The following is a 25,585-nucleotide window of genomic DNA, read 5'->3' as shown; positions in this document are numbered from 1 at the left end:
TTATTAAATTTTACAACGAATGGATGGATGAACAAGACTGGACGGAAGGAATCAAAAAATTCAGATACGAAAAAAATATTCAACCAAGAATAGGAGAATTTACAAAGATACCTGCAGTTATAAAAGTATCAAGCGATGTTTCTTTTGACGTATATTGTGAAGAGGTGCTTTTCTTTATTCAAGAAATGGTAAGTTCTGGAGCTGTTACAGATTACAATCAAATTGCTTTTCTTTTTAGATCAGTTAAAAATGACAAAGTAATAGCTTTAGCACAATTCCTTGAAGACAATTACATAAATGTATTTTCGCCTCGTTCTTCTTTATTCTTTGAACGTGAGGAAGTACAATTGCTTTTTGGTGCAATAATTTTCATTTTTCCTAATCTCTTTAAAGATTTAAAATGGAAGGAAGACGCACATTTGGAAGTATGGAATAAATACCAATCTTGGAAAGAAAAATTTGCAAATGAAATCCGTAAAGACACAAAAGCTAATGAAGCACTTTTAAAATGGTGCCAAATGAGAGCCAAAGAACACCTTGTGTTCTCTAAAAATACAAACTATGGTTTTGCGGCCTTAATTTACCAACTATTAGAATTTCCAATGTTTGGAGATTATATTAATGTTGAAATTACAGATAGTAAAATACAATTACGTGCTGCATATAATATAGCGCAGGTAACAAAGCTGTTATTCAAATTTGAATATTTATATAACATAACAGTATTATCAAAAAAGAATATTGACAAAACGCTTAAGGAGTTATTCAATACATATCTGAGATTTATTATTGAAGGAGGTATTGAAGAATATGAAGATTTTGATGAGTTTGCTCCGTCAGGCTGTGTTTCTTTTATGACAATTCACCAATCAAAAGGGTTAGAATTCCCTATTGTAATTGCAGGTTCTCTAAACCTTAATCCTACAAAACAATATGATGAAGTAGATGAAATTCTACAACAAAATTATTACCACAAACCACCATTTGAACCAATTGAAAAAACGAAGTATTACGACTTCTGGCGTTTATACTATACTGCTTTTTCAAGACCTCAAAATTTGTTGGTTTTAACAGCTTATGAAAAAAGTGGTGCAGGTAGAAATCCATCAAAATATTTAGAAAAATCGTATGCAAAAGCTATTCCTTGGAAAAGTGAAGAATTTAAGCCTAAAGAATTAAAACTAGAAACAATAAAACCAGTAAACATTAAAAAAGAGTATTCATTTACATCACATATTCTTCTGTATGAAAACTGTCCATTACAATACAAATTTTACAAAGAGTTAGAATTTACAGAAGTAAGAACTGGAGGTGTTTTAGGAGGTAGTTTATTACATCAAACCATTGAAGATATTCATAAAGCGGTTTTACGTGATGAAATAAAAACACTAACGGATGATAATATTACAAATTGGTTCAATGAAAACTATTATTTACTTTCTAAAAGCCAAAGAACCTACTTACACGAAGCACAACAAAGGGCGTTATTAATTCAAATTCTTCGTTATCGCGATAATCAAAGTAAAAGATGGCATCTAATCAAGGAAGCCGAGGTTGATGTATCATTGGTAAAAGAAGATTACATTCTAAAAGGAACTATTGACCTTATTGAAGGAGAAAATGGAACGGTTGAACTAATTGATTTTAAATCCGGCAACAAACCTGAAATAAACTCAAACGACCCAAAAACAAAACAAGTTTTAGCTCAATACAGAAGACAATTAGAAATATATGCACATTTAGTGGAAGAAAGAACGGGGCATATTGTTAGCAAAATGCACCTATACTATCCTAAAGAAGAAAGCAGCAGTCCTTATGTAACTTTCAAATCAAACAAAGACAACATACAATACACTATTTCTGTTTTTGATGATGTAGTAAATAAGATTGAAACTAAAAATTACGATATGAACCATATCGTTAAATCAGAAAAACAATGCGGGGAATGTGATATGCGTTACCACTGCAACCCGAAACAATATAATAAATAAAATTTACTATTAGATGGACGACCAACAAAACTTAGGCCTAAAAGTATCACAAAATGTAACTTCTGTTGAAGATTATAAATTCGAACCAATAAAAGGATTTCCTATGTTAAGTTGGAAAGGAAAAAGACCTTTTTCATCAACTCAATATTATCCTGCTCAATTAAAAGAAAATCACGGGGAAGAAGTAAATGGCTGGTTAAATAAAATATTTTGGGGAGATAATCTTCAAGTAATGAGTCATTTATTAAAAGAATATAGAGGTCAAATTGATCTTATCTATATAGATCCTCCTTTTGACAGTAAGGCAGATTATAAAAAAAGAATTAAAATCAAGAATTCTGAAATTTTTAACCACTCTACTTCATTTGAAGAAAAACAGTACAGTGATATTTGGTCAAATGATGAATATTTGCAATTTATATATCAAAGATTAATTTTACTAAGAGAATTATTAACAGATAATGGTTCCATTTATTTGCATTGTGATCCCAAAAAAAGTCATTATTTAAAATTAATTTTTGATGAGATTTTTGGTGTTGAAAACTATAAGGCTGAAATTACTTGGAAGAAGGCAACAAAAACGACCTCTTTTAATAACTATGGTTCTGAGCACGATGTAATCTTTTTTTATACAAAATCGCCTACACAATATAATTTCACTCAACAATTTAAGCCATTAAAAGAAAGTGAAATGCTAACAAAATACATCTATTTTGAATTAGAAAATGGTGAAATAATTACTTTAAATAGTGAACAAAAAAAAGGTAAAAATCTCCCTAAAGGTAGAAGATTTAGAGGTATCCCTCTGCTAAATATGAACCAAGATAGACCTAATTTAAAATATGAATTTCTAGGATATACAAAAGTTTGGGCTACAAAAGAGGAGAAATTGTTAGAATTATTGAAAAACGGTAAAATATTTCAAATAAATAATGGAATGCCACAACGTAAAGGGTATTTAGATGAAAATGAAGGATCAAAGGTAAATGATTTATGGGATGATATTAATCCTTTAAATTCACAAGCATTAGAAAAAACTGATTATCCAACCCAAAAACCAGAAAAATTATTAGAAAGAATTATAAATATTTCGACAAATAAAGGTGATATAGTTTTTGATTGCTTTATGGGTTCTGGAACTACTCAAGCAGTAGCTATGAAATTAGGAAGAAAATTTATTGGGGCAGATATTAACTTAGGAGCAATTCAAACTACTACCAAAAGACTTCTAAATATTTCGAAAGAGTTAAATAGTAAACTTCAGGATGAAACAAAATATACTGGATTTTCTGTTTACAATGTGAATCATTATGATGTTTTTAGAAATCCATTAGAGGCAAAAGAATTATTAATAAAAGCACTTGAAATTCAACCACTACCAAACAATAGTAGTTATGATGGTGAGAAAGATGGCAGAATGGTCAAAATTATGCCAATAAATCGAATTGCAACAAGAGCAGATTTAAATGAACTAATAACAAATTTTGATTATAAAAAGTTTGAAAAGACAGTAGAAATTAGTCCAAACAAACCAGTTGAACAATTATTACTAGTTTGTATGGGACACGAACCAGATTTAGCCGCCGCATTACAAAATGCGGTACCTTATAAATTGGATGTCGAAGTTGTAGATATTCTTCGCGATAAGGCAAACTTAGAATTTAAGAGAGATGCAGAAGCTGAAATAGTTATTGAAGGAGGCAAAATTTTAGTTAGAGAATTTTATCCAATGAACTTAATGCAAAAATTGTCTTTAATGAAAGAAAATGTTGATAATTGGAAAGAATTAGTAGATAGTATTATGATTGACTTCAATTATGATGGTGCTGTATTTGAACCGCAAACCGTTGATGTTCCAGAGAAAAGTGACTTAGTAAAAGGTATTTATACAATTCCTGAAAATGCAGGTACAATTAGAATAAAAATTACAGATGTATTAAGTGAAACTTTTGAAGAAACGATAATTAATAACTAAAATATGCCACAACCGCAAAATGTAAACCCAGAAAAATTCAAAGTAATAAGTGTTTTATATAATCAAAATGATTTCTCAATTTCATTTGGTACTTGGACACCAAATAATTCACTGCATATTGCAATGCGCTGGAATGATGGCGAAGATGGTAATGGTTATCCAAAAGTATTTGCACATCCTCAATGGTTTTTAATTTCAAATGATATTGCGAAAAGCATCTTAATCGGTATTTTGAGCAATCCATTAGTAACGCAGAAGCAGTATCTATTAATTCTTGATACTTTAAATAAGATTTAATTTATGGCAAAGAATAAAAAACAAAACATAGATTTTCCTTTTTATATCTACTTAAATCTCTTTTTACAACAAGAAACTAAGAAGATAAGAGCATCTTATAATCCATTAACAAAGAAGTTTTTAGATTTTAATAGCCCAACTAATACAACAGCTTATCTAAGAAAACCTCAATTCGAGGCATTAGAAATGTATGTGTTTTTAAAAGAGTTTTGCAACAATAAATACCTCTATGATATATTCCAGGATTGGTTTAAAAAACAAAATCAATTTGAAGGTAGATTATCAGCAAACGTAGATACAAAAGGGCAAGGCAAATTGTTTAATCCATTAGAAGATAATAATGTAGAAGATCTTAAGACATTCGAAGAAGTTTTCAAACAAATTAAATCTTTTGAGCAAGTTTACCCAAATTACATTTTTGCCTTAACAATGGGTTTAGGTAAAACGGTATTAATGGCAACCTCTATTTTCTACGAATTTTTATTATCAAATAAATATCCAAAAGATGAAAGATACTGCCACAATGCCTTAGTTTTTGCTCCAGATAAAACAGTATTACAATCTTTAAAGGAGATTGAAACTTTCGATAAATCACAAGTTATTCCTCCGGAATATGTCAATTGGTTAGATACTAATCTAAAATTTCATTTCTTAGACGAAACAGGCGATGCTTTAAATACTATTGAAAATTCAAAGTATAATATAATCATTTCTAATACACAAAAGATCATTCTAAAAAAGCAGCATAAATCCAAAACACCTTCACAAGCTCTTTTCGCTGATACTGGTAAAGTGTATAAAGCAAAATCTCTAAACAAAGATTTTGAAGATTTATATGGTTTTGAAATTGATACTGATATCGATTTAATAACAAATCAACGTTTTGCAAAACTTACAAGATTAAAACAATTAGGTATTTATGTAGATGAAGCACACCACGTTTTTGGAAATGCTTTAGCAGCTGATTTTGGTTTAAAAAACACAGCAACTTCATTAAGAGTAACTATTAATGAGTTAGCAGAAAATCTCAAAGAAGCTGGTACGAGTGTTGTTGGCTGTTACAATTACACTGGTACTCCGTATGTTGGAAGTCGTCTTTTACCAGAAGTGGTTTATTCTTACGGTCTTCAAGATGCTATTACTAACAAGTATTTAAAAAAGGTTGACATACAAGGTTTTGAAAACATCAAAGACAAAACTATTCCTTTTGTTAGATTGGCTATTACTGAATTCTGGAAGAAAAATAAAGATAAAAAATTTGAAAATCTATTACCAAAATTAGCTTTTTTTGCTTCCTCAATTGATGAACTTCAAAACGAATTAAAGCCAGCAGTAGAACAAGTTTTATCAGAATTAAATATTTCAACATCAAAAATTTTAGTCAACGTTGGTGATAGTTCCATAACAACAAACGACGATTTAAGAGAGTTTAAAAACCTAGACACTCCAGCGTCAGAAAAACAATTTATTCTACTTGTAAACAAAGGAAAAGAAGGTTGGAACTGTCGTTCTCTTTTTGGTGTAGCGTTGCACCGTGAACCAAAATCAAAAATATTTGTACTTCAGGCAACAATGCGATGTCTTCGTTCAATAAATCCAATACAACAAACGGGACAGGTTTTCTTGTCAGATGAAAATATTAAAATACTTGATGCTGAATTGCAAGAAAACTTCAAAATGTCTGTTGATGATTTAAAAAATACAGGAGACAACAAAGAACAAATTGAAGTTAGATTGGTTCCACCACCAGTAAAGATAAAATTCAAAAAAATCAGAAAGCTACATCAGTTAAAAGATAAAGTAATGACATCGGTAATAGACTTTGAATTTGAAAAAGCAGATATAGAAAAATATAAAATTGTTGGCGCTGCTAGAAGTATTATAGATATTTCAAAGAAAATCACTGCAGACAAAGATTATTCATCATACAAAGATAAAAGAGATTTTTCTGCATTCACTTTAATAGCTGAAATTTCAAGATACCTTAATATTAAACCGCTTAGAATAAAAATGATTTTAGAAGAAACTAAGCAAGGAACAGAAGAAATAGTTAAGCAAATAAATGAGTATAACGAATTACTATATGATTGGATTATTCCTCGTCTTTTCAATGAATTATTCGAGATTGAAAGTTTCGAAAAACTTGATGAAATAGAAATCGAATTAGTTAAAGTACCTAAAGAAGGAGATTGTTATAGAATTAATGCAAACAAAACATTACTAGCATCATTAAGCAATCCTAAGTTTGCTGAATTCAAAGAAAAATCATTTCACCTGGATCATTATTGTTTTGACAGTAAACCCGAGAACGCTCTTTTCTGGACCTTATTACACGACCAAACAATAGACAAAGTTTGGTTTACGGGAATGCTTACTCATGGCCAATCAGATTTCGTAATCAATTATATCGATCCAGTTTCTCATACAGTTAGAAATTATTATCCAGACTTCTTAGTAAAGCTAAATGATGGTACATACACTATAATTGAAGTTAAAGGAGACAACATGGTTGATGATGAAGTTGTAAAAGCAAAAGCGGCTTACGCTTCTCAATTAGCTGTTGCGAGTAATATGACCTATAAAATGATTAAAGGTTCCGATGCTAACAATGGTGTTGGCATACAATAATATTAAGAAAGTATAAGTACAAAAATAATATCAAAAATAATGACGGACAGGAGGCACATTTGATAAACTTTTGGCAGGACTGGCTCTGGCTGTCAGGCTTCCATGAATGGGTACATTCCAGACAATGGAATTCCCCCCGTGAGAGCACCGCCCATTTCAGGAAAATATTTTTTTCCGCCCACTGATGCATCTGAGGTCTGATTGGGGCTAGGGTGGTGCTTAAGGCGCTGATTTCTTTTTCTATAACGGTTTTAGGTATCATAAGTCAAAGAGTGTTAGGGTTTGTAAAGGCTTCACGGGTTGCACTATTTCTATTTTTTGAACTGTGCTTTGAGATACTGCGGGAGCAGTCGAGAACAAATCAGGTTTGGCAGGGGGGCTTACTGCCACTCTGCATTGAACAGGGGCAGGCGTTCCAATCGTGTCGTCTGTGTAGTACTTCACAGCCATGTCAAAGATTTCCTGATTGTCAAAGGCGCATTCCCCTGTTTTTTTGACCTCGCCGAAAATGTAATGGAAACAGCTTTCAAGGTTTTTGTTCTCTTTTTTATAGTCCGCTGAAAAAACGGCATCGTTCTGCGCTTTTTCGCTCAGGTAGCTTTCTATGGCGGTTTTAAATTTATCTGATGCTTTCATAAAGGAAGGTTTAAGATTGAAAAAGGGTTATTCAAAACTGTTTCTGTAGATGTCAAAACAGTATTTTTCAAAACAGAGCCAGCATACAAAGGTGTAATGGGCAGTCGGTGGCGGTTTTTGACAGATTCCCCAAGGGAATCTTCAATTTCGTATCGGATATTTTCCAAATCATCCAAATGCTGTATATAGAATTTTCTGCAGTCCGAGTTGTAGATAAACTCTGAAATCATCCCGCAGATGCATCCGTTTTTCTGCAGGTCTTCCAAGAAAGATTTTAACTGCTCTTTTTTTGTCCCGTCATAAGATTCCATATTGGAGAGGACTATTTTTTTGAACTGGGCGGATACGGGATATTCTATGTAGACTGATTTTTCAAAGGCTTTCATGGCGTATAAATTTTGATGTGAAACGGTATATATTCCAATTAGAAAGGCAGGTCGTCAGGGGTGTCTTGATCCGTATTTTTCTTTTGGGATGCGGGAACTTCAGCAGTGTTTTCTGTTCTCGGGAACACCAGTATTTTAATGTTACTGGTGTGAAAGGTCAGCGAACCGAGCGCTTTGCCCTCGGCATTATTGTAAACATTCATACCTATACGGCCGAAGAGTTCAACCACAGTGTCTTTTTTAAGCCACTGCGCCATTTTGGAACCCATCCAATAGGAGCAGTCGATGTAGGTTACTATCTTTTTAAGCTCGTCAGATCCTTTTGGTCTGTAGTTGTCGTTTATGGCAATGGAGAAATTTACCACCTCCCTGTCATTTGAAACTTTTGCCGTTACGGCATCTTTTGTAATTCGTCCTGAGATTTCCATGATGTAAAATTTTAAGTGAATATTTTTTTTGTCTTTTCTCAAGCCCCGCATAAAATTTTTCAAAGAAAAAACGGAAAAAAAGAAAGCACAAAATCAAGCGCCCGATAAAGGATCCGGAGTGCTATAAGTCCCGAAGGGCGGCAAGGCCGTTATGCGCATGCAGGAGCCTGTGGGTGCTATTTTCGCGGCTCTTTTAATCCGTTTTTATTGAAATTTCCTTATCAATCTTTACAGCAGGCTGAACCCCTATTTCAGACGCCTGTTTTGGGATCGGCATTGAAATATTTTGTAATTTCAGGTGAGAAAAAAGTAATGCAATGGAAAAGCAATATAATCTGGACCGTTTTTTAGAGGCACAGAAGCAAACGTATGAGAACGCACTGCGCGAGATCAGGCAGGGCAGCAAACAGACCCACTGGATGTGGTTTATTTTCCCCCAGCTAAGAGGACTGGGATTCACGGATTATAACATCTTTTACGGCATTGAAAACCTAAAAGAAGCCTCACTGTATCTAAATCACCCCATACTGGGAATACGTCTGGTGGAAATTACCCAGGCAATGCTTGAGATCGAGAATAAAACGGCACTGGAAATTCTGGGCAGGCCAGATGAAAGAAAACTGAAATCCTGCATGACCCTGTTTGGACTTCTGCCTGAAACGCCTGAATGTTTCAGGCAGGTGCTTGTGAAATATTACAATGGAGAGGAGGACGAAAAGACACTGCAGCTAATAAAAGAATCCGGCAGCTAAAAAAACATTTCTTTTTTTTCTGCCTCAAGAAAACATCTAAGGATTAAAAGTTATTTTTCTTTTTTGAGAACCAGTGATGAAAGTGCCGGGCTTTTGATTATCCTTTCCATTTCGCTGTGGATTATTTCCTGAATCTCAATTTTGATCTGCAGATAATTTTTCTGGATGATAACATTATCAATTGTCCGTATGATCGGAATTTCTTTGTAATTATCTGTTTCTTTTTTAATTTTTTGGTGATCGTTGATGATCTCGCAGTGAAAGGTTTTAAGCTCAATTCTGCAGTCCGGGTTATCGGCTGTCATGCCAACAAATTCCCCAGAACTCAGCGAAGAAATCTTCGAAGGAGGCACTGCGGATTCCAGCTGTCGGGAACGGCTGATGGAGGTGTCGCTGCTGTTTATTGAAAGGCTTTCTCTATCCTGCATTATTTTTCCGAAACGCTCTGAGAGCTGTTTTGCCGTATCCCCGCTGACTTGTCCGCAGATAATATTTCCGACTATATTAATGATCACATCAGCCTGCTCGCGGCCGTAGTCTTTGCGAAGCTGGCTGAAGTCCTGAATCCCCAGACAGGTGCTCACTTTGTTGCTTCTTGCCGTTGCAATCAGACTGTCAATATTATTGAGATAGATAGTGGGGAACTCGTCAAAAATGAGACTGCTTTTAAGCTTTCCCTTCTGGTTTACCTGTTTAATAAGACGGCTGACAAAAAGTGAAAGGACAGCCCCGTATGTCTGTATTTTCTGCGGATTGTTTCCCATTGAAACAATTTTCGGATCGGATGGATTATTAATGTCAAGAGTAAAATCACTGCCCGAGAGTACGTAGTAAAGCTGGGGAGAGGAGAGTTTCGCCAGCGAGATTTTAGCAGAAGCGATCTGGCCCTCCAGCTGGTCGACTGCCTCATTTAGGAATGCGCGGCTAAGCGAGGTGCTGAGGGTTTTGTTTGAAGCGGCCGCCTTATGCATTGACACCCTTCGGACCTTTCAGCTGGTGGTGCTTTCCATTTTAGGTCCGCTGGTATTTGGAATCGCAGTATTTGACGGTTTCCAGCACACGCTCACTGTCTGGCTTGCCCGATATATCAATATTTACCTCTGGCTTCCTGTTGCCAATATATTCGGAAGCATAATCGGAAAGATTCAGGAACTCATGCTCAAGCTGGACCTCTCGCAGGTGCAGGCAACAGGTGACACTTTTTTCAGCAGGACCGATATGTCATATTTAATTTTCATGATAATAGGTATCATAGGATATTTTACCGTGCCTTCTGTTGCCAATTATATAGTTCATGCAGGCGGAGGAGGAGCCTTGGGTCATAAGGTGACAAGTATGTTTGGCAGTTCAGCTAGTTCTGTTATGAGAACCTCTTCAAATGCGGTCGGAATGACTGCTGATGCGATGGGAGATGCGGATCGGAGAATGAACAGCAGCATGGCTGCGACAGCAGGAAGCAGTCCTTATTTTACTGATAAAGGAAACTATATGAATGACAGGCTTAAAGGAAATTCTAAACAGACTTAATAACAGGAGCATATGTTTACCAAAATGAAAAACATTGATACGGCATTTAGATATGTGAGAGGTTTCACGATGCTTGTAATTGCAGGCTGCATCATAATAAGCTGCTATGCTGTCTATAAAAGTTTCCAGACAGTGAGCCTTATGCAGGATAAAGTATATATTCTGGCAAACGGTAAAGCGTTGGAAGCTTACGCTTCGGAAAGAAAAGATAATATTGCTGTTGAAGCAAGGGACCACGTGACAACCTTTCACAAGTTTTTCTTTACCCTTGATCCTGACGATAAGGTTATTAAAACCAATATCACAAAAGCGCTATATCTGGCAGACGACAGTGCAAAACGGATTTATGATGACCTGAAGGAAAACAATTTTTATTCGGGTATTATATCAGGAAATATCAGCCAGACCATCCAGATTGACAGTGTGAGTATTGATATCCGTGAATATCCCTACCGTTTTAGATGTTATGCCAGACAGAACATTATCCGTACTACCAGTATTTTGAAAAGAAGCCTGCTTACAGAAGGTGCGCTTCGCAATGTATCAAGAAGCGATAATAATCCGCATGGTTTTCTTATCGAGCGGTTTAATACGATTGAAAACAAAGATCTTTCCGCAGAAACCAGAAAATAGAGATTTATGAAATCCTTTTTTACAAGACAGACTGAGCCTTTTGTGTATCACAAGTATTATCTGCTATTACAGAAAAGATGGGCAGAAAAAATGAAGAGCGTCACACATGGGCTCTCTAAAACAAAACTGATCTGGGGACTTCTGTTCTTTACGGTTTTGACATCGGGTTATTTAATTTATAACCTGTATAGGACATTTTATAAACAAGCTGAGGTTTCAACAGCTTCAAAAATTAAGACGATCAATTTAAAAAACTAAAATTATGCAAGAGAAAACATTATCTCCAAAGGAATCTAAAAAGAGAAAGATGCTTTTAATGCTGCCTCTTATAACATTTCCATTTCTCACATTCTTATTTTATTCATTAGGCGGCGGAAGAATGGAATCCAAGATGGCAGGGAACGATGAAAAGAAAGGATTCAATTTTAATCTGCCACTGCCTAAATTTAAAGAAGATTCAGCACTGGATAAGATGAGCTATTACGATCAGGCGGCAGTTGATTCGATAAAACTGCGAGAGCAGATAAAAAAAGATCCTAACTATATTGATAATAAAGTCTCGGAAGATAAAGGAGATTCTTTTTCTACAAGTGATTTTGAATCCCGCATGCTTCCAAAAAACAGATCAGCTTTTAATTCTCAGTCTTTTCAGGACCGCAATGAACAAAAAGTTTATGAGAAGCTCAGGGCTCTTGAAAAAGTTATCAGCCAGCCAGCTGTCCCGACTTACGGTCAGGACATGAGGGAATTTGAGAATTACGGCACTTCCGGAGGTGAATCAGAAGAAATTAGAAAGCTCGAAGGACTTATGTCAGCCATGAGCGCACCGCAGGAATCTGATCCGGAACTTCAGCAGTTAGGAGGTATGCTGGAAAATATTTTGGATATACAGCATCCGCAGCGCGTGCAGGAAAGGCTTAAACAAACATCTGAGAGTAAAAAAGGCAAAATATATTCAGTGCAGAAAAAAGAAGCAGAGAATAACGTAAGCTCACTTCAGCGGAATGCCGATTTGCAGACCTCTTTGAAAACAAATGAATTTTATTCTCTGGACGAAGCACAGCCTGCTGAAGAAATACAAAATTCTATTGAAGCAGTTGTGCATCAGACGCAGACTATTGTCAATGGCTCGGTGGTTAAATTAAGACTTACGAATGATATTTTTCTTCAAGGAACAATGATACCCAGAAATACTTTTCTGTATGGTATGGCGGCTTTAAAAGGAGAGAGGCTGGAGGTAAAAATCACAAACATCCAGTACAATAATTCGATATTTCCCGTCGAGCTGGCAGTCTATGATATGGACGGGATTGACGGCATCTACATTCCCGGAGCGATTAACAGGGATGTAGCTAAAGCATCAGCTGACAGATCCATTCAAACTCTCGGTCTTACCGGGATTTCGGATTCATGGGGAGCACAGGCCGCAGGTATGGGCATCGAGGCAGCCAAAAGTCTTATGAGTAAAAAGGTAAAACTCATAAAAGTGGTTGTAAAGGCAGGTTATCAGGTGCTTCTGTATGATGAAAAACAAAAGAATTTAAAACCTTAAAAGAGAGAAAATATGAAAAGAGCGAATTATTTGTTTTTAATCAGCTTGCTGCTGGTTTGTGTGTCAGTTAATCCACAGTCAAAAGCAAGGGAAACTGTCTTTTACGAAGACCAGTATAAAAATCTACAAGTAGGTTTTTCTAAAACCACAAGTATTGTTTTTCCATATACAATCAAGAGCATAGATAAAGGAAGCGCAGAAGTGCTTGTACAGAAAGCAAAAGGATTGGAGAATATACTACTTGTAAAAGCTGCTAAACAGCATTTTTTCCAGACCAATCTGACAGTTATAACTTCTGACGGGAAGTTGTACGTTTTTGTACTGAATTATGATGATTCCTGCCCTGACTTAAATTTTAAGGCTGAAAATGCAGTGGCTGCAAGCAGGGATGTGCTGTTTTCTTTAGAAAACGAAAATCAGAAAAGAATTGAACAGTGTGCTTCGGCTGCGTATTCCAAAAAGAAAAAAATCAGTGGTCTAAAAAAATCAAAGTATCAGATCAGACTGGAGGTGAACGGCATCTTTATCCAGCAGGATGTTTTGTATCTGCGTGTTGTTTTTGAAAACAAATCAAAGATTAACTACGATATTGATCAGTTTCGTTTTTTTATCAGGGATAAGAGAAAATCAAAACGAACTGCCTCACAGGAAATTGAATTGGAGCCTTTGTATGCAACTTCATCATCTTCTGTAATTCCTTATAAATCTGAAATAATAAAAGTCTATGCGCTGGAGAAATTTACTATACCTGAGAATAAGTATCTAACGATTCAGATGATTGAAAAAAACGGCGGAAGACATTTGGAAGTAGATATAAATAATAATCTGACTGATCTGGTTTTTCCGATTTCCGAATTAAACAGTGACACTTTTTAAGCTTTAAAATAAATTATGATAATCAATTTAGCTGACACTGAAATGATGCTGTCGTTTGCTGAGGAAATGGCTTATAATGGCCATCGATTTGCTGCCTTTAATACCGATGAGGTGACTGATACCGACACAATTGAGTTTTTTAGAAACCCATTGGATGCGAAGGAGTACTGTCTGGTTATGACCAATGATGCGAATTCTTTTCGGAGCCTGCCGGTTGAATCAGTCATTGATGACTTACGAGCAGTTTTAGAGAGCGGAATTAATACGTCCGATAATGAAGCTTTTGAACTTACTGGATTTGCTAAGCTATTTAGGGAGAGCAAAGAAATATTAGATAACAATTTAAATACAAATATTATGAATCAGAAAAATTTTGAATTCCTGAAAGACCAGCTGAAATACACTGGCTTTGGAGAGACGTTTGATGCTGAACTGAGAGAGAAAATGATGAAAGGTGATCAGGATTTTAAAATCATGCACACTGGTATTATGAACAATGGTGTTCCAAATAAAGATACCCTAACTGTAGATTTAAATTTCAAAAAGTCTGAGCAGACAGATATGTACTTTTTTAATTCCTATCACGTCAATCTGCAGAAAGAAGAGAACAAACCTGGTCTGGAACACACCTTTTACATCAACAAAGACAGCGCCAGTATTACAATGAAAGAGGCTTATAATTTGATGGAAGGCAGATCTGTCAATAAAGATCTTAAAAATAAAGAAGGGGAGATCTACAATTGCTGGTTAAAAATGAACTTCAAAGAATCAGACTCTCAGGGAAATTTTAAACTCAATCAATACCATCAGAACTACGGGTATGATCTGGAAGCAAGTCTGGCAAAACATTCAATCAAGGAACTGAATACTCCGAAGTATAAAGAAGACCTTTTGAATTCACTAAAGAAAGGAAACCTTCAGTCGGCGACTTTTGTTGTCGGCGGTACTGAAAGTAAAATGTATGTGGAGGCAAATCCCCAGTTTAAGACTGTTAATGTTTATGATGAAAATTTACAAAGAATTAACCATCGAGAGAGCAAGGAAGAAAAAAAGGCTGAATCTCAAAAAGAATCATTATCTAAAGATCAAAAAAAAAATCTAGATTCTGATGAAGGTGATTCAGGGAGGAAAGATAATAAAGTAAAGAAAAGAAAAACTCCTTCACTTTAAAAGTTATGGAAAAATTAAAGCCTTTATCGGATTTTTTCACTGCAATAGAGAATGATTACCGGATTAGTCCGATGCATATTGCCATTTATGCAGCTCTATTACAATTTAGATCCGTTAAGGGTTTTATTAATCCAATTTTTGTCTTTAGCTCGGAGATTATTGTTATTGCAAAAGTTTCTTCAGCGAATACGTATCATAAATGTGTCCAAGAGCTTCATCAGTATGGATACATAAAGTATAGACCATCTTTTAAAAAAAATCGTGGCAGTGAAGTATATTTTTTGTTTTCAGCTGATGCGGACATCTAAAGACTCTGCAATTAATAATTTTATGAAATTGTACTATGAATGAAATTGTAACCAAGGAAGATTTGAGACAGTTTGGTCTTCTTCTAATAGATAAAATACAAGCTGTATTTTATGAAATGAATTACAGACAAAAAGAACCTTTGGAACCTGAATGGCTTAAAAGCAAGGCAGTGAGAAAACTGCTTGATATTTCAGCAGGTTCAGTTCAGAATCTTAGAACAAGCCAAAAAGTCCGCTTCAAAAAAGTGCTTGGCTCGTACTACTACAATAAAGAAGATCTTCAAAAACTATTTGATGATGATAAACACTAAAAGATTAAAAGAAAACTATATAATGAGTTATCTGTCAATGTATAGTAACGATCCTAAACTAAATGTCTGGCATCTATCAATTTTGACAGCAATACTGGGATTAGGTTATAGGCAGGGCCAACGAAGAAGGATTAAAGTCAGCCGCAGTAAAATTATGGAGCTGTCACATGTGAATACGCTGCCGACTTATCATAAGTATTTTAAACAGCTTCAGGATTTAGGATACATTAAGTACACCCCATCTTATCATCCAGGATATAAAAGCGAAGTTAAGTTGTGTAAAAAGAGGCTATCTCAAAATATTTGAGATAGCCTCTTTTAATTTTAAACATATTTTGAAATTATTTATCACAAAGAAATGTTGTATTTCTTTTTGATTGCCTGAATTTCCTTTTCGAGCCTGCTGAGAACCGCCAAATCAGGTTTAGATATTTTGGATCCAGTTTTATTGAGTTTTTTATTGAGAATAGACATTTCACGTCCGATTGTGGCCTGCTCAGTTATAGCATATGCCTCAGTCTGTTTTACCGATGCATGACCGAGCAGTTCTTTAACTACATTAATAGGGACGTTGTTATTTAATGTCACAGTGCTTCCAAAAGTACGGCGTGCCATATGCGTGTTTAATGTAAAAGGAAAGCCGCACAAGACTGCCACCTCTTTTAGATACTCATTCATTTTCTGGTTGGATGAAACAGGAAGCACGGTTCCACGCTGGATACACAGCGGGTGCTCTTTATATTTTTCAACTATTTTCAGTGCTTGGGGAAGAAGAGGGACATTAAATGATGAGTTTGTTTTCTGCCTTTCGGACATAATCCACAGATTTCCATCAATGCCTTCTTTGATATCAGTTTTCTTTAATTGATAAGCGTCTATGTAAGCCAGGCCAGTGTAGCATTGGAAGACAAATACATCCCTTACGACATTGAGCCTGTCAGTTGTGAAATAATGACTTTCCAGTTCGTACAATTCCTGCGCGGTGAGCGGTTTTTTCACCAGTTTTGTTTTACGTCCCTTAAAGTTCTTAAATGGATCCTTTGTGATTATTTCCTTATCGATGGCGCGGATTACAATCTTTTTGAAATTTGCAATATACTTTAGGGTTGTGTTGTTGCTGCAGTCGCGTACAGTTCTAAGGTAAAACTCGAAATCCTTTACAAACTCAAGATTCAAATCCGCAAATTCAAGATCGTGCTTTTTAAGCTTGAATTTTATAAACGCAGTCAAATGGTTTTTAGTAATGGTAAACCGGTCAAGGGTGCCTTTTGCATAGCCTTTTCCAAGAAGCGCCTCCATTTCATCATTATGCTTTTGAAATTCTTCGAGCACCTTAATCTTTGGCGCTGTCCTTCCCAGAACCTCGTCCATAATTTTTTCAGCGGTTATGGTTTTGCCGCTGTACATCATTTCGGTTTTGATTTCATTGATTTTTAAAGTCAGCGAATCCAAAAAGAAGTTCAGCGACTTTGCATCTTCCTTTGAGCCGACCGCTCTTTCGAACCTTTGATCCCATCGTGTATTATCCCATTTTCTCTTAGTTGAGCTTTCCTTACGGATACCGTCAACAGTTATTCTGAAATACACAATCCATTCTTTACTTTCTATTTTGGGTCTTTTTAAAAAGAATCCCAAACCAAAACTGCTTTCCAACATAATCCTACTTTTTAAATTAATAAATGTAGAATAATATTACTGTCAAATCAAGTCGTTAATCTCGTTAACCCCTATGATATAAGGGATTTTTGCAGTTTCTGGTGCACTTTTCTGCGCACTGGAAAGTGCACCGATTCTGCACCTTTAATTTTGTGAGCATTTATAAATATTGAAAACAGCCCATAAAGCAAAAAAGCCAGTAAATCATCGGATTTACTGGCTTTAAGACATTTTTTAAGGCTTTTTGAAAAGATTGAAAACTTTAAGTTTTCCGCCTTTTTGGCCTTTCCGTGGGGAGAGCAGGATTCGAACCTGCGAAGTTCACACAGCAGATTTACAGTCTGCCCTCGTTGGCCGCTTGAGTATCTCCCCGAAGCTTGTATTGATGCGCTTTGTTGTGCTAAGCGGTTGCAAATATATAAACGTTTTTGATGTTTACAAACTAAAATTGCACTTAATTTTAAGTTATTTTAAAGTTATTTTTTAATTCGTTGGAATTGAATAAAATAAAAAACCGCTAATTAGTATTTTTTTTTGATTTATTTTAAAATATAAGATTATTCTTGTGTTTAGTATTCGGTTTTTTACTTTTAATTCAGGGCCTTTTAAGTCTTGAACAACCATTTTCAGGATGTATTTCCTTTAAATTTTGCTTGGGTTACTTTAATATTGTTTTAAATGTGTAGGCTTCTGTAAAAATAATAATTTAAAAACTTTGTATTTAAAATGTATGGTATTGCATAAAACAAAAAAAATCTCCCTGGGGAGATTTTTTTTTTATTCTGAATATTGGTATTATTTAGCTAAAAGCTCCAATATTTTTGCTTTTAATTCAGGACCTCTTAAGTCTTGAGCAACTACTTTTCCTGATGCATCAAGAATAAAAGTTGCCGGAATAGATTCTACTCCGTATTGTTTTGCAATAGGCTCTTCCCAAAATTTTAGGTTAGAAACCTGAGTCCAAACTAAACCATCTTTTGCAATGGCTTGTTTCCATGCTGCTGCTTCTTTGTCTAAAGATACACCAACAATATTTAATCCTTTTGCATGTAGCTCCTTATAGATTGCTACAACATTAGGATTCTCTTTTCTGCATGGTCCACACCATGAAGCCCAAAAATCTACAATAGTAACTTTTCCTAAGCTTTCTTTAAGTGAAACTACTTTTCCTTCCGGATTAGGAGCTGAAAAATCTGCTCTTCAGTTAGGGCTACCAACAGGAGCTGCTGACGCACCAACTGCAGGCATTTTTGCTTGACCTAATTTTGCTTTAATTTCTTTTCCCGGAGCAGTATTCTTCAAAGACTCATCTAAACCGTTGTATAGGCTTTCTGTCTTTTTAATATCAGCACTTGGATCAGCAATCATACTTTGAATAATCAAAGCAGAAATGTAAGCTTTTGGATGACTTTCAGCATACGTTAAATATTTCTTTTTAGAATTTGCCTGAACTTCAGTCTGAAGTGTCATGTATTGTTTCATCAACCCATTGATAGTTGCTGTATCTTGAGCTTGTTGAGCTTGTTGCATTTTTTGAGTATTTTTTTTCTGAAAATCAACTAAGCTTTTTTGAGTTTTAGTTAAGTCCTCATTAAATTTTACATACTCGTCATTGTTGTAAGTTCCTGAAACTTTAGATTTATGGATACTATCTTTATCAATAGCGATAGTAATTTCTCCTGTTTCTAAGATAAAAGGAATTGGTCCGTTTGCACCTTGAAGGATTAAAGTATGAAAAGCTGGCTCCGTTACTTTTCCTTTTATTTCGAATTTTCCGTTTTCAACTTTTACGGTGTCCAGGGATACTGCCATCTTTGTAGTAGGATCCTGACCTTGAAGAATGATTGTTTTTCCGTTTTCAATACCTGTTGCAGTTCCAGTGATTAGGTATTCTCCGTCTTTAACTTTGCTGCATGAAATAATCGCTACAGAAGCAGTTAGTAAAAAAAGTATTTTTTTCATTATAAAAAATTAATTAGTTAATTGATTTGTGCAACAAAAGTATCTAAAATTATAAAACATAAAGAATTTTGTAACCTAAAATTTTGTTATAGTTTTTTTTCGTGTAATTCGCATGTAATCAGCGTGTTTATTGGCTTGATTTGATTTAAAACTCTTAATTATATTATTAATATGAATATAAATATATAAAATTTTAATTTTTATGCATAAAAAAAGCACTCTTTTAAGGGAGTGCTTTTGTAAATATTTAGGTATAAATCTATTCTTGATTTGTTTTCTTTCTCCAGGTAAAAGAGTTAAGAATGTGTCTTTTTGCAAATCTTCCAGGAGAATCAGCATTTACCATTTTTACGTAAGTCGCTTTAGGAACACTAATGTATTCGTAAACACTTCCGTTAGAAAAATCGATGATCAAACGACCTTCAACAAATTTATAATCAGTAATTGATGAAGTTGCGATAGTCTCCGTATATTCAGGTAAATTTGCTTTAATCGTCTCAGGATTAATACTTACCAAAAAGTGATAAGCCTCAATAATAGACTTACTTTTTTCTTCAGCTTCTTTTAAACCAGCATCGTCACCTTGAAATTTATCAGGATGAGATTCTTTCATCGCATTACGATAGATTGTCTTTAAATCTTTTAACTCTGCAGTTTTGTCTACGTTTAGTAACTTGCGGTATTCAACTATTTTTTTCATAAATAAGGTAACTACTTGTCTATTAGTTTGAAATTGAAATTAATTGTTCAAAAAGACAAATTTTTTGCAAAGGTACACTTTTTTTTAACTTTTTAGTTTTGAAGCAAAAAATATTCGAAAAAATTAAGAGCTCATTCAAACTTTAAACCTGAAACCTGAAACAAATTTGTTATTTATCCTCAGGTTTTTGATTCGCTTTATGAAAGTTTTTAGATTTTTTTGGATACTTATCATAGCTAATATCACTAGGATTTTCGATTACAGATTTTATAGTAATCAATTCGCCTAAAGTATGATTAGCATGTGCTATTTTATAATCTAAAAGATATTCACCACAAAAATAATTGTTGTTTTCATCTTTCTCCATGATGCCTGTATAAACTCCTTTTTGCAACATTTTTTCTTGTGAATCTTTAGACATAACTTTTTTATTTTAAAATTGAAGGTACAAAGTTAATCAATTTATGTTTGTTTTAGGGAGTTCTTTACAATCTCAGTATATTTGCACATGCAAAAAAACTTCAAGCCACATCCTAATTCGTTCAAAAATACGTTTTGTGTTTTTCATGAAGTACTTTCAGATGAAATCGAAGGTTTAAAGAAACAGTTTGAAAGTAAAGCCGGAAGTACCTATTATTATACAGAAGCAGGAATGTACAGAGTTTCGAATCACTGGGGAAGATTAGCAAACAGTAAATGGCGTTTAATAGCGCGTGAACCGGAAACCGAATCGAAAACCAAAATTGGTTTTGCTGCCTGGAGTGAATTCTATCCCGATAATGCCGAAGAAAAACTATATTATATTGAAGCAGATTTTGAAAATAATACAGTAACCTATCAGCACAAAAAGAATCCGAAATATGATAACAAAGCTATTTTAAGAACTAGTTTTGAAACCACAAAAAAGATTAAACAAATCAGGAATCTGCAACAATTAACTTCATGGGCAAAACATTTTGATTATGAAGATATAGCTGATTTGCGACAGCAAATGATCAACGAATTGATTTTTACCGAGAAAACTTTAGACGAAATTAAAAGAGAAATATAATGGGACGCAACAACGAAAGAAATATCAAAAAGCACAATGACAAATTGCACAAAGCCCAAAACAAAGTAAAACAGGCTGAAATTGCACGTAAAGAAAAATTGAAAGAAATTATAAAAAAGTTCAACGAAGATAAAAAAGAGCAATAAAAGTTTTTTTGCCACAGATTAAAAAGATTAACATAGATTAAAAATTAAAGTTGCCACGAATTTCACGAATTAATGCGAATTAAATTTTAAAATTTGTGTCCAATACAGATTAAAAATTAGTGATAATTCGTGAAATTCGTGGCGAAAAATAACAACAATATATTATGAGTAAATTCGAAGATTTAAAAGTAAGTGTACAGGAAATTATTGATTTAATCGCTGCAAAAAAGGATAGAGAAGCTAATAATAAATTACTTGAAGTAAATGAAGCTTTAGACGAAATGCTTGATCATGCAGAGGAGGATGAAGATTTAAGAGAGATAAGCAGATATCAGGTTTTATTAAATCAGCTTCACGTTAAAATTAATGGCGAAGAGCAAGTTGATGGAGAATAAAAAATGCTTTTGCGATACCGGTTTATTGTTCAGTGATTGCTGCGGATTGTACCTTGAAAATAATAATAAAGCAGCAACGGCATTGACTTTAATGCGTTCTCGCTATTCAGCTTATGCAATTCATAATGCCAATTATCTTTTGGAAACGACCTCTGTTTCTGAAAGAAAATATTACTCGAAAGCCGAAATTTTGAATTGGGCAACAAGTAATAAATGGCAAAAGTTGGAAATTTTAAGTTTTACTGAAAATACAGTCGAATTTAAAGCCTATTTTTTAGATTCGAAGAATCAACCGCAAGCACATTATGAATTTTCGACTTTTAAATTCGAAAATAATGCTTGGTTTTATGTTGACGGAAAGTTTGAATAATTAATATACTTCTTGTCAATTTGGGTTGATTTTATTCGAATACTTTAACTAAAAATTAATAAACGTTTCTTTTTTCGTAATTCTAAAATAGTGTAATTTTAGAATTATGAAAAACGAATTTAAAAAAGGTTTTTATTTTAAGACGTACGAAGCCCCATTTCAGTCTCCGTTTGAAAAACTTTTTGGCATTTTCAAAGAGTTAATCACCCATACTTCGGGCGATTTTGATGAAGCTATAGACTGGCTTCGGGAGTTGGATAAAGAATATAAACTTACCGACGAAAACTACACAATCGATGATTTTATCGAAGATTTAAAAAAGAAAGGTTACATAAAAGACGAGGTCAAAGAAGATGGAACAGGCGGTTTTGGAATCACTGCTAAAACAGAACGCGCGATCAGGCAGCAAGCCTTAGATCAGATTTTTGGAAATTTGAAACGTTCCGGAACAGGAAATCACAAAACAAAACATGCCGGAAACGGGGATGAACATACCGGAGAGTTTCGTGAATTTAATTTTGGCGACGGTTTAGAACGTATTTCATTGACAGAGAGTTTGCGAAATGCCCAAATCAATAATGGAGTTGAAAGTTTTATGCTCACCGAAAATGATTTGGTCGTAGAAGAAACACAATACAAAGCTCAGATGAGCACCGTTTTGATGATCGACATTAGCCACAGTATGATTTTGTATGGCGAAGATCGAATTACTCCGGCAAAGAAAGTAGCAATGGCTTTAGCTGAGTTAATCACAACACGTTACCCAAAAGATACACTGGATATCCTGGTTTTTGGAAACGATGCCTGGACAATTCCAATCAAGGATTTACCATACCTGCAAGTAGGTCCATATCATACCAATACCGTTGCAGGGTTGCAATTGGCAATGGATATTTTGCGCAGAAAACGAAATACAAACAAGCAAATATTCATGATTACCGATGGGAAACCAAGTTGCGTTCGAGAGCGCGACGGTTCTTATTATATGAATAGCAACGGACTCGACGACTATATTGTAGACAAATGTTACACTCAGGCGCAACAAGCCAGAAAATTACATATCCCAATTACCACATTCATGATTGCAAACGATCCGTATTTGCAGCGTTTTGTCAATCATTTTACCGAAGCCAATCAGGGAAAAGCATTTTATACCGGCTTAAAAGGTTTGGGCGAAATGATTTTTGAAGATTATGAGACCAATAGAAAGAAAAGAGTTCGTTGAATTAGGTGCAAAGGTTCATAGTTGCAAAGGGACAAAGGTTTTTTTGGTGTCGCCTATTGTAGAGGCGTACAGCAGTGCTTCTGGCATAACGTTGAAAAGAAGGAGATAAAATTTTATAGATAAAGTATATCGTAGAGGCGTATAGCAGTGCGTCTCCTTACAGTAAAGATAGAAAGCAGTTCGATTAAACCAGAATAATAAATTGAATTTTGAATCTTTCAATTATTCAATTTTTAAATAAATAAGATGAAAATAGAAAACATAAACACATTAGGTCAATTAAAAGCCTCAGGATATAAAAGTATAAGTATTAAAGACGAATTGCGAAATAATCTTCGTGATAAAATCAAATCTGGAAAACCTGTCTTTGAGGGTGTTCATGGTTTCGAGAACACGGTAATTCCAGAGTTGGAGCGCGCTATTTTGTCACGTCACAATATCAATTTATTAGGACTTCGAGGTCAGGCAAAAACAAGATTGGCTCGTAAAATGGTCGAATTATTAGACGAATATATTCCGTTTGTTGCGGGATCAGAAATCAATGACGATCCTTTGAACCCCATTTCGCGTTTTGCAAAAGATCTTATTGCAGAAAAAGGAGATGAAACCCCAATTTCGTGGTTGCACAGAAACGAGCGTTTTTTCGAGAAATTAGCAACACCGGATGTTACTGTTGCCGATTTAATTGGAGACATTGATCCTATAAAAGCAGCAAACTTAAAATTATCGTATGCTGATGATCGTGTCATTCATTTTGGAATGATTCCCAGAGCGAATCGTTGCATTTTTGTAATCAACGAATTACCCGATTTACAAGCCAGAATTCAGGTGGCATTATTTAATATTTTGCAGGAAGGTGATATTCAGATAAGAGGATTTAAGTTGCGTATGCCGCTGGATATGCAATTTATCTTTACAGCAAATCCGGAAGATTATACCAATCGCGGTAGTATTGTAACACCATTAAAAGATAGAATTGGTTCTCAAATCCTGACGCATTATCCGGAAAGTGTAGCAATTGCCAGAACCATTACAGAACAAGAAGCCAAGTTAGACGAAACACAACACAGATTGGTTTATGTGCCAGGTTTAGCTAAGGATATATTAGAACAAATAAGTTTCGAAGCTCGTGACAGCGAATACATTGACAATAAAAGTGGCGTAAGTGCGCGAATGAGTATCACAGCTTTCGAGAATTTAATGAGTACGGCAGAACGCAGAGCTTTAAAATCCGGAGTTGATAAAACGACGTTGCGTTTGTCTGATTTTATCGGAATTATTCCTTCTATTACCGGAAAAGTAGAATTAGTTTATGAAGGAGAGCAGGAGGGAGCGGCCGCAGTTGCACAAAATTTAATTGGATCTGCGATTAGAACTTTGTTTCCAACGCTTTTGCCTAAAATAGAAAAGCTTGAAAAGCAAGGAGAAAAAACAGCTTATTCTGATTTGATCGAATGGTTTTTTGCCGAAAGTGGTTTCGAATTATTAGACGATGCTTCAGATAAGGATTATCAGGCTATCCTGGACGAAGTAACGCCATTAGACGTATTACTGAAAAAATATCAGCCGCAATTGGATAAAAAAGATCAATATTTCATGAAAGAATTTATTTTATGGGGATTGGTAGAATATAAAAAACTAAGCAAAGATCGCTTTGCACAAGGACATCAGTTCAAGGATATGTACGGAAGTTATATTAGTAAGTTGTAAGCAATTATAAATTGTGAATTACTAATTATTAATTTTGTCTTGCGTATTAGGCATTCAACCCGACAGGTTTTAAAACCTGTCGGGTTTATTTTTTTATGCGCGATTGTCTTTGTCAAAGTTTTGAACTTTTACAAAGATTTGGCATCTTCATTTTTTATTTATTAAAAATAAACGCATTACCAGTTTTATTTCGTCTACCTTACTCCGTTGGCTGTATTTGCAGTTTCCCCAAAATAGAAATGGAAAATGGTTTCGAAGATTTAATTGCGAGTTATATTGAGAACAAAGTAGGAACATCGGAGCATTTTTTAAGTGCCGAATTAGCAAATCATTTAAAACAGAACCTGATTGATTTAAATCAAAAAAGTTTATTGCTGGCAGCCGGAATAGGCAATTCAGAAAAATTGTCTTACGATGGAGCCATTAGAAGCGATTCTATATACTGGCTGGACAAAAAGCATAATAATGTTTTCGAAAATGCATTTTTTGATCAGATCGATGCATTTATTATTTATCTAAACGAAAGCTGTTACGCCGGAATTACCGGATACGAATTTCATTACTCTTTGTATGAAACAGGTGATTTTTATCTAAAACACTTAGATCAGTTTAAAAATAATCCAAGCCGAAAGTACTCCATGATTAGTTACCTCAATAGTAATTGGCAGGAAAGTGACGGGGGAGAATTAATGATTCATCAGGAAAATAATCATCAGAAAATTTCGCCAACTCAGGGCAAAACGGTTTTCTTTAAAAGTAATGAACTGGTTCACGAAGTCCTGGTTACCCAAAACACAAGAATGAGTATTACAGGCTGGCTAAAGAGTGATTAATTTTTAATAGCTGGAAAATAGAAGATAGAAAATAGAAAAAAGAGAGATTAAAAAAATTGTCAATTAT

Annotated in this window: 27 protein-coding genes, 1 tRNA gene and 1 pseudogene; 19 read left to right on the top strand and 10 right to left on the bottom strand. The window is 34.6% G+C overall.

The features are described 5' to 3' along the window. Positions 1-23 precede the first annotated feature (23 nt). From B0A64_RS15680 to B0A64_RS15665, 4 genes are read left to right on the top strand one after another with little or no spacing between them, the layout of a single operon-like run. Entirely contained in the window at positions 24-1,991 is a 1,968-nt protein-coding gene (locus B0A64_RS15680) for a PD-(D/E)XK nuclease family protein (protein WP_208863543.1), read from the top strand. A gap of 13 nt (positions 1,992-2,004) precedes the next feature. Continuing rightward, on the top strand, positions 2,005-3,966 hold the full coding sequence (locus B0A64_RS15675) for a site-specific DNA-methyltransferase (protein WP_089480446.1): 1,962 nt from the start codon (positions 2,005-2,007) through the stop codon (positions 3,964-3,966). 3 nt (positions 3,967-3,969) lie between these two features. Continuing rightward, a complete protein-coding gene (locus B0A64_RS15670; protein ID WP_089480445.1) occupies positions 3,970-4,263 on the top strand; it encodes a hypothetical protein in 294 nt (97 codons plus the stop codon). 3 nt (positions 4,264-4,266) lie between these two features. After that, complete coding sequence (locus B0A64_RS15665; protein ID WP_089480444.1) at positions 4,267-6,891, top strand: TnsA endonuclease N-terminal domain-containing protein; 2,625 nt, start codon at positions 4,267-4,269, stop codon at positions 6,889-6,891. A gap of 258 nt (positions 6,892-7,149) precedes the next feature. Here B0A64_RS15665 and B0A64_RS15655 read toward each other — a convergent pair whose 3' ends face one another. The 3 genes from B0A64_RS15655 to B0A64_RS15645 are packed head-to-tail and all read right to left on the bottom strand — an operon-like array spanning position 7,150 to position 8,392. Next, the gene (locus tag B0A64_RS15655; RefSeq protein ID WP_089480443.1) at positions 7,150-7,527 is read right to left on the bottom strand and encodes a Cas9 inhibitor AcrIIA9 family protein; all 378 of its coding nucleotides are present in this window, start codon (positions 7,525-7,527) and stop codon (positions 7,150-7,152) included. Further along, positions 7,524-7,913 carry a DUF7222 domain-containing protein gene (locus B0A64_RS15650; RefSeq protein ID WP_244285426.1) on the bottom strand — a complete coding sequence of 130 codons (390 nt, stop codon included), beginning with the start codon at positions 7,911-7,913 and terminating at the stop codon, positions 7,524-7,526. Before B0A64_RS15650 ends, B0A64_RS15655 begins: the two co-directional genes overlap by 4 nt. 38 nt (positions 7,914-7,951) lie before the next feature. Further along, positions 7,952-8,392: a single-stranded DNA-binding protein gene (locus B0A64_RS15645; RefSeq protein WP_244285425.1), complete on the bottom strand. Its 441-nt coding sequence runs from the start codon at positions 8,390-8,392 to the stop codon at positions 7,952-7,954. A gap of 266 nt (positions 8,393-8,658) precedes the next feature. On the opposite strand from B0A64_RS15645, the gene B0A64_RS15640 reads away from it, so the two are divergent. Next, complete coding sequence (locus B0A64_RS15640; protein ID WP_089480442.1) at positions 8,659-9,093, top strand: DUF1810 domain-containing protein; 435 nt, start codon at positions 8,659-8,661, stop codon at positions 9,091-9,093. A 50-nt stretch (positions 9,094-9,143) separates the two neighbouring features. On the opposite strand, the gene B0A64_RS15635 is transcribed toward B0A64_RS15640, so the two are convergent. Next, positions 9,144-10,064 (bottom strand): type IV secretory system conjugative DNA transfer family protein, encoded by a 921-nt coding sequence (locus tag B0A64_RS15635; RefSeq protein ID WP_244285424.1) that lies wholly within the window; start codon positions 10,062-10,064, stop codon positions 9,144-9,146. 265 nt (positions 10,065-10,329) lie between these two features. Between B0A64_RS15635 and B0A64_RS25565 the strand changes: the two genes are divergently transcribed. The 7 genes from B0A64_RS25565 (at position 10,330) to B0A64_RS15600 (ending at position 15,470) form a co-directional block, all read left to right on the top strand. Then, positions 10,330-10,620, top strand: coding sequence for a hypothetical protein (locus B0A64_RS25565; protein WP_244285423.1), 291 nt, complete (start codon positions 10,330-10,332; stop codon positions 10,618-10,620). Between the two features lie 24 nt (positions 10,621-10,644). After that, a complete protein-coding gene (gene traK / locus B0A64_RS15625) occupies positions 10,645-11,253 on the top strand; it encodes a conjugative transposon protein TraK (RefSeq protein ID WP_244285422.1) in 609 nt (202 codons plus the stop codon). 262 nt (positions 11,254-11,515) lie between these two features. After that, complete coding sequence (gene traM, locus B0A64_RS15620) at positions 11,516-12,805, top strand: conjugative transposon protein TraM (RefSeq protein ID WP_089480440.1); 1,290 nt, start codon at positions 11,516-11,518, stop codon at positions 12,803-12,805. A 12-nt stretch (positions 12,806-12,817) separates the two neighbouring features. Continuing rightward, a complete protein-coding gene (gene traN, locus B0A64_RS15615) occupies positions 12,818-13,681 on the top strand; it encodes a conjugative transposon protein TraN (protein WP_089480439.1) in 864 nt (287 codons plus the stop codon). Positions 13,682-13,696: 15 nt separating this feature from the next. Then, positions 13,697-14,851 carry a hypothetical protein gene (locus tag B0A64_RS15610; protein ID WP_089480438.1) on the top strand — a complete coding sequence of 385 codons (1,155 nt, stop codon included), beginning with the start codon at positions 13,697-13,699 and terminating at the stop codon, positions 14,849-14,851. 5 nt (positions 14,852-14,856) lie between these two features. Then, a complete protein-coding gene (locus B0A64_RS15605; protein ID WP_026983253.1) occupies positions 14,857-15,159 on the top strand; it encodes a hypothetical protein in 303 nt (100 codons plus the stop codon). Between the two features lie 35 nt (positions 15,160-15,194). Further along, entirely contained in the window at positions 15,195-15,470 is a 276-nt protein-coding gene (locus B0A64_RS15600) for a MerR family transcriptional regulator (RefSeq protein WP_089480437.1), read from the top strand. A 348-nt stretch (positions 15,471-15,818) separates the two neighbouring features. On the opposite strand, the gene B0A64_RS15590 is transcribed toward B0A64_RS15600, so the two are convergent. The 6 genes and pseudogenes from B0A64_RS15590 to B0A64_RS15565 all read right to left on the bottom strand — a co-directional run bounded on the left by B0A64_RS15590 (position 15,819) and on the right by B0A64_RS15565 (position 20,209). Beyond that, positions 15,819-17,126, bottom strand: coding sequence for a site-specific integrase (locus tag B0A64_RS15590; RefSeq protein WP_089480435.1), 1,308 nt, complete (start codon positions 17,124-17,126; stop codon positions 15,819-15,821). A 291-nt stretch (positions 17,127-17,417) separates the two neighbouring features. Next, positions 17,418-17,498 (bottom strand) — tRNA-Tyr (locus B0A64_RS15585). Between the two features lie 423 nt (positions 17,499-17,921). Next, positions 17,922-18,308: pseudogene (locus tag B0A64_RS25765) on the bottom strand (TlpA family protein disulfide reductase); the annotation flags it as partial. A gap of 18 nt (positions 18,309-18,326) precedes the next feature. Next, positions 18,327-19,088, bottom strand: a complete 762-nt coding sequence (locus B0A64_RS15575) for a DUF4369 domain-containing protein (RefSeq protein WP_089480434.1) — start codon at positions 19,086-19,088, stop codon at positions 18,327-18,329. Between the two features lie 259 nt (positions 19,089-19,347). Then, positions 19,348-19,788 (bottom strand): KTSC domain-containing protein, encoded by a 441-nt coding sequence (locus B0A64_RS15570; protein WP_089480433.1) that lies wholly within the window; start codon positions 19,786-19,788, stop codon positions 19,348-19,350. A 169-nt stretch (positions 19,789-19,957) separates the two neighbouring features. Continuing rightward, complete coding sequence (locus B0A64_RS15565; RefSeq protein WP_089480432.1) at positions 19,958-20,209, bottom strand: hypothetical protein; 252 nt, start codon at positions 20,207-20,209, stop codon at positions 19,958-19,960. A gap of 87 nt (positions 20,210-20,296) precedes the next feature. Between B0A64_RS15565 and B0A64_RS15560 the strand changes: the two genes are divergently transcribed. The 7 genes from B0A64_RS15560 to B0A64_RS15530 all read left to right on the top strand — a co-directional run bounded on the left by B0A64_RS15560 (position 20,297) and on the right by B0A64_RS15530 (position 25,518). Beyond that, positions 20,297-20,839, top strand: a complete 543-nt coding sequence (locus B0A64_RS15560) for a hypothetical protein (protein ID WP_089480431.1) — start codon at positions 20,297-20,299, stop codon at positions 20,837-20,839. Continuing rightward, on the top strand, positions 20,839-20,985 hold the full coding sequence (locus B0A64_RS25210; protein WP_089480430.1) for a hypothetical protein: 147 nt from the start codon (positions 20,839-20,841) through the stop codon (positions 20,983-20,985). The genes B0A64_RS15560 and B0A64_RS25210 overlap by 1 nt, the downstream gene beginning before the upstream one ends. Before the next feature lie 164 nt (positions 20,986-21,149). Further along, entirely contained in the window at positions 21,150-21,380 is a 231-nt protein-coding gene (locus B0A64_RS15550) for a hypothetical protein (RefSeq protein ID WP_089480429.1), read from the top strand. Next, positions 21,352-21,750, top strand: a complete 399-nt coding sequence (locus tag B0A64_RS15545; protein WP_244285421.1) for a YchJ family protein — start codon at positions 21,352-21,354, stop codon at positions 21,748-21,750. Before B0A64_RS15550 ends, B0A64_RS15545 begins: the two co-directional genes overlap by 29 nt. Before the next feature lie 106 nt (positions 21,751-21,856). Next, positions 21,857-22,975: a vWA domain-containing protein gene (locus tag B0A64_RS15540; RefSeq protein WP_089480427.1), complete on the top strand. Its 1,119-nt coding sequence runs from the start codon at positions 21,857-21,859 to the stop codon at positions 22,973-22,975. Positions 22,976-23,221: 246 nt separating this feature from the next. Beyond that, the gene (locus B0A64_RS15535) at positions 23,222-24,685 is read left to right on the top strand and encodes an AAA family ATPase (RefSeq protein ID WP_089480426.1); all 1,464 of its coding nucleotides are present in this window, start codon (positions 23,222-23,224) and stop codon (positions 24,683-24,685) included. Between the two features lie 239 nt (positions 24,686-24,924). Further along, entirely contained in the window at positions 24,925-25,518 is a 594-nt protein-coding gene (locus B0A64_RS15530) for a 2OG-Fe(II) oxygenase (protein ID WP_089480425.1), read from the top strand. Positions 25,519-25,585: the final 67 nt, after the last annotated feature.

This window comes from Flavobacterium araucananum, from assembly GCF_002222055.1.
Taxonomy (GTDB): Bacteria; Bacteroidota; Bacteroidia; order Flavobacteriales; family Flavobacteriaceae; genus Flavobacterium; species Flavobacterium araucananum.
Note: the sequence above shows the minus strand (reverse complement) of the source record. Positions and strands in the feature narration are given on the sequence as shown.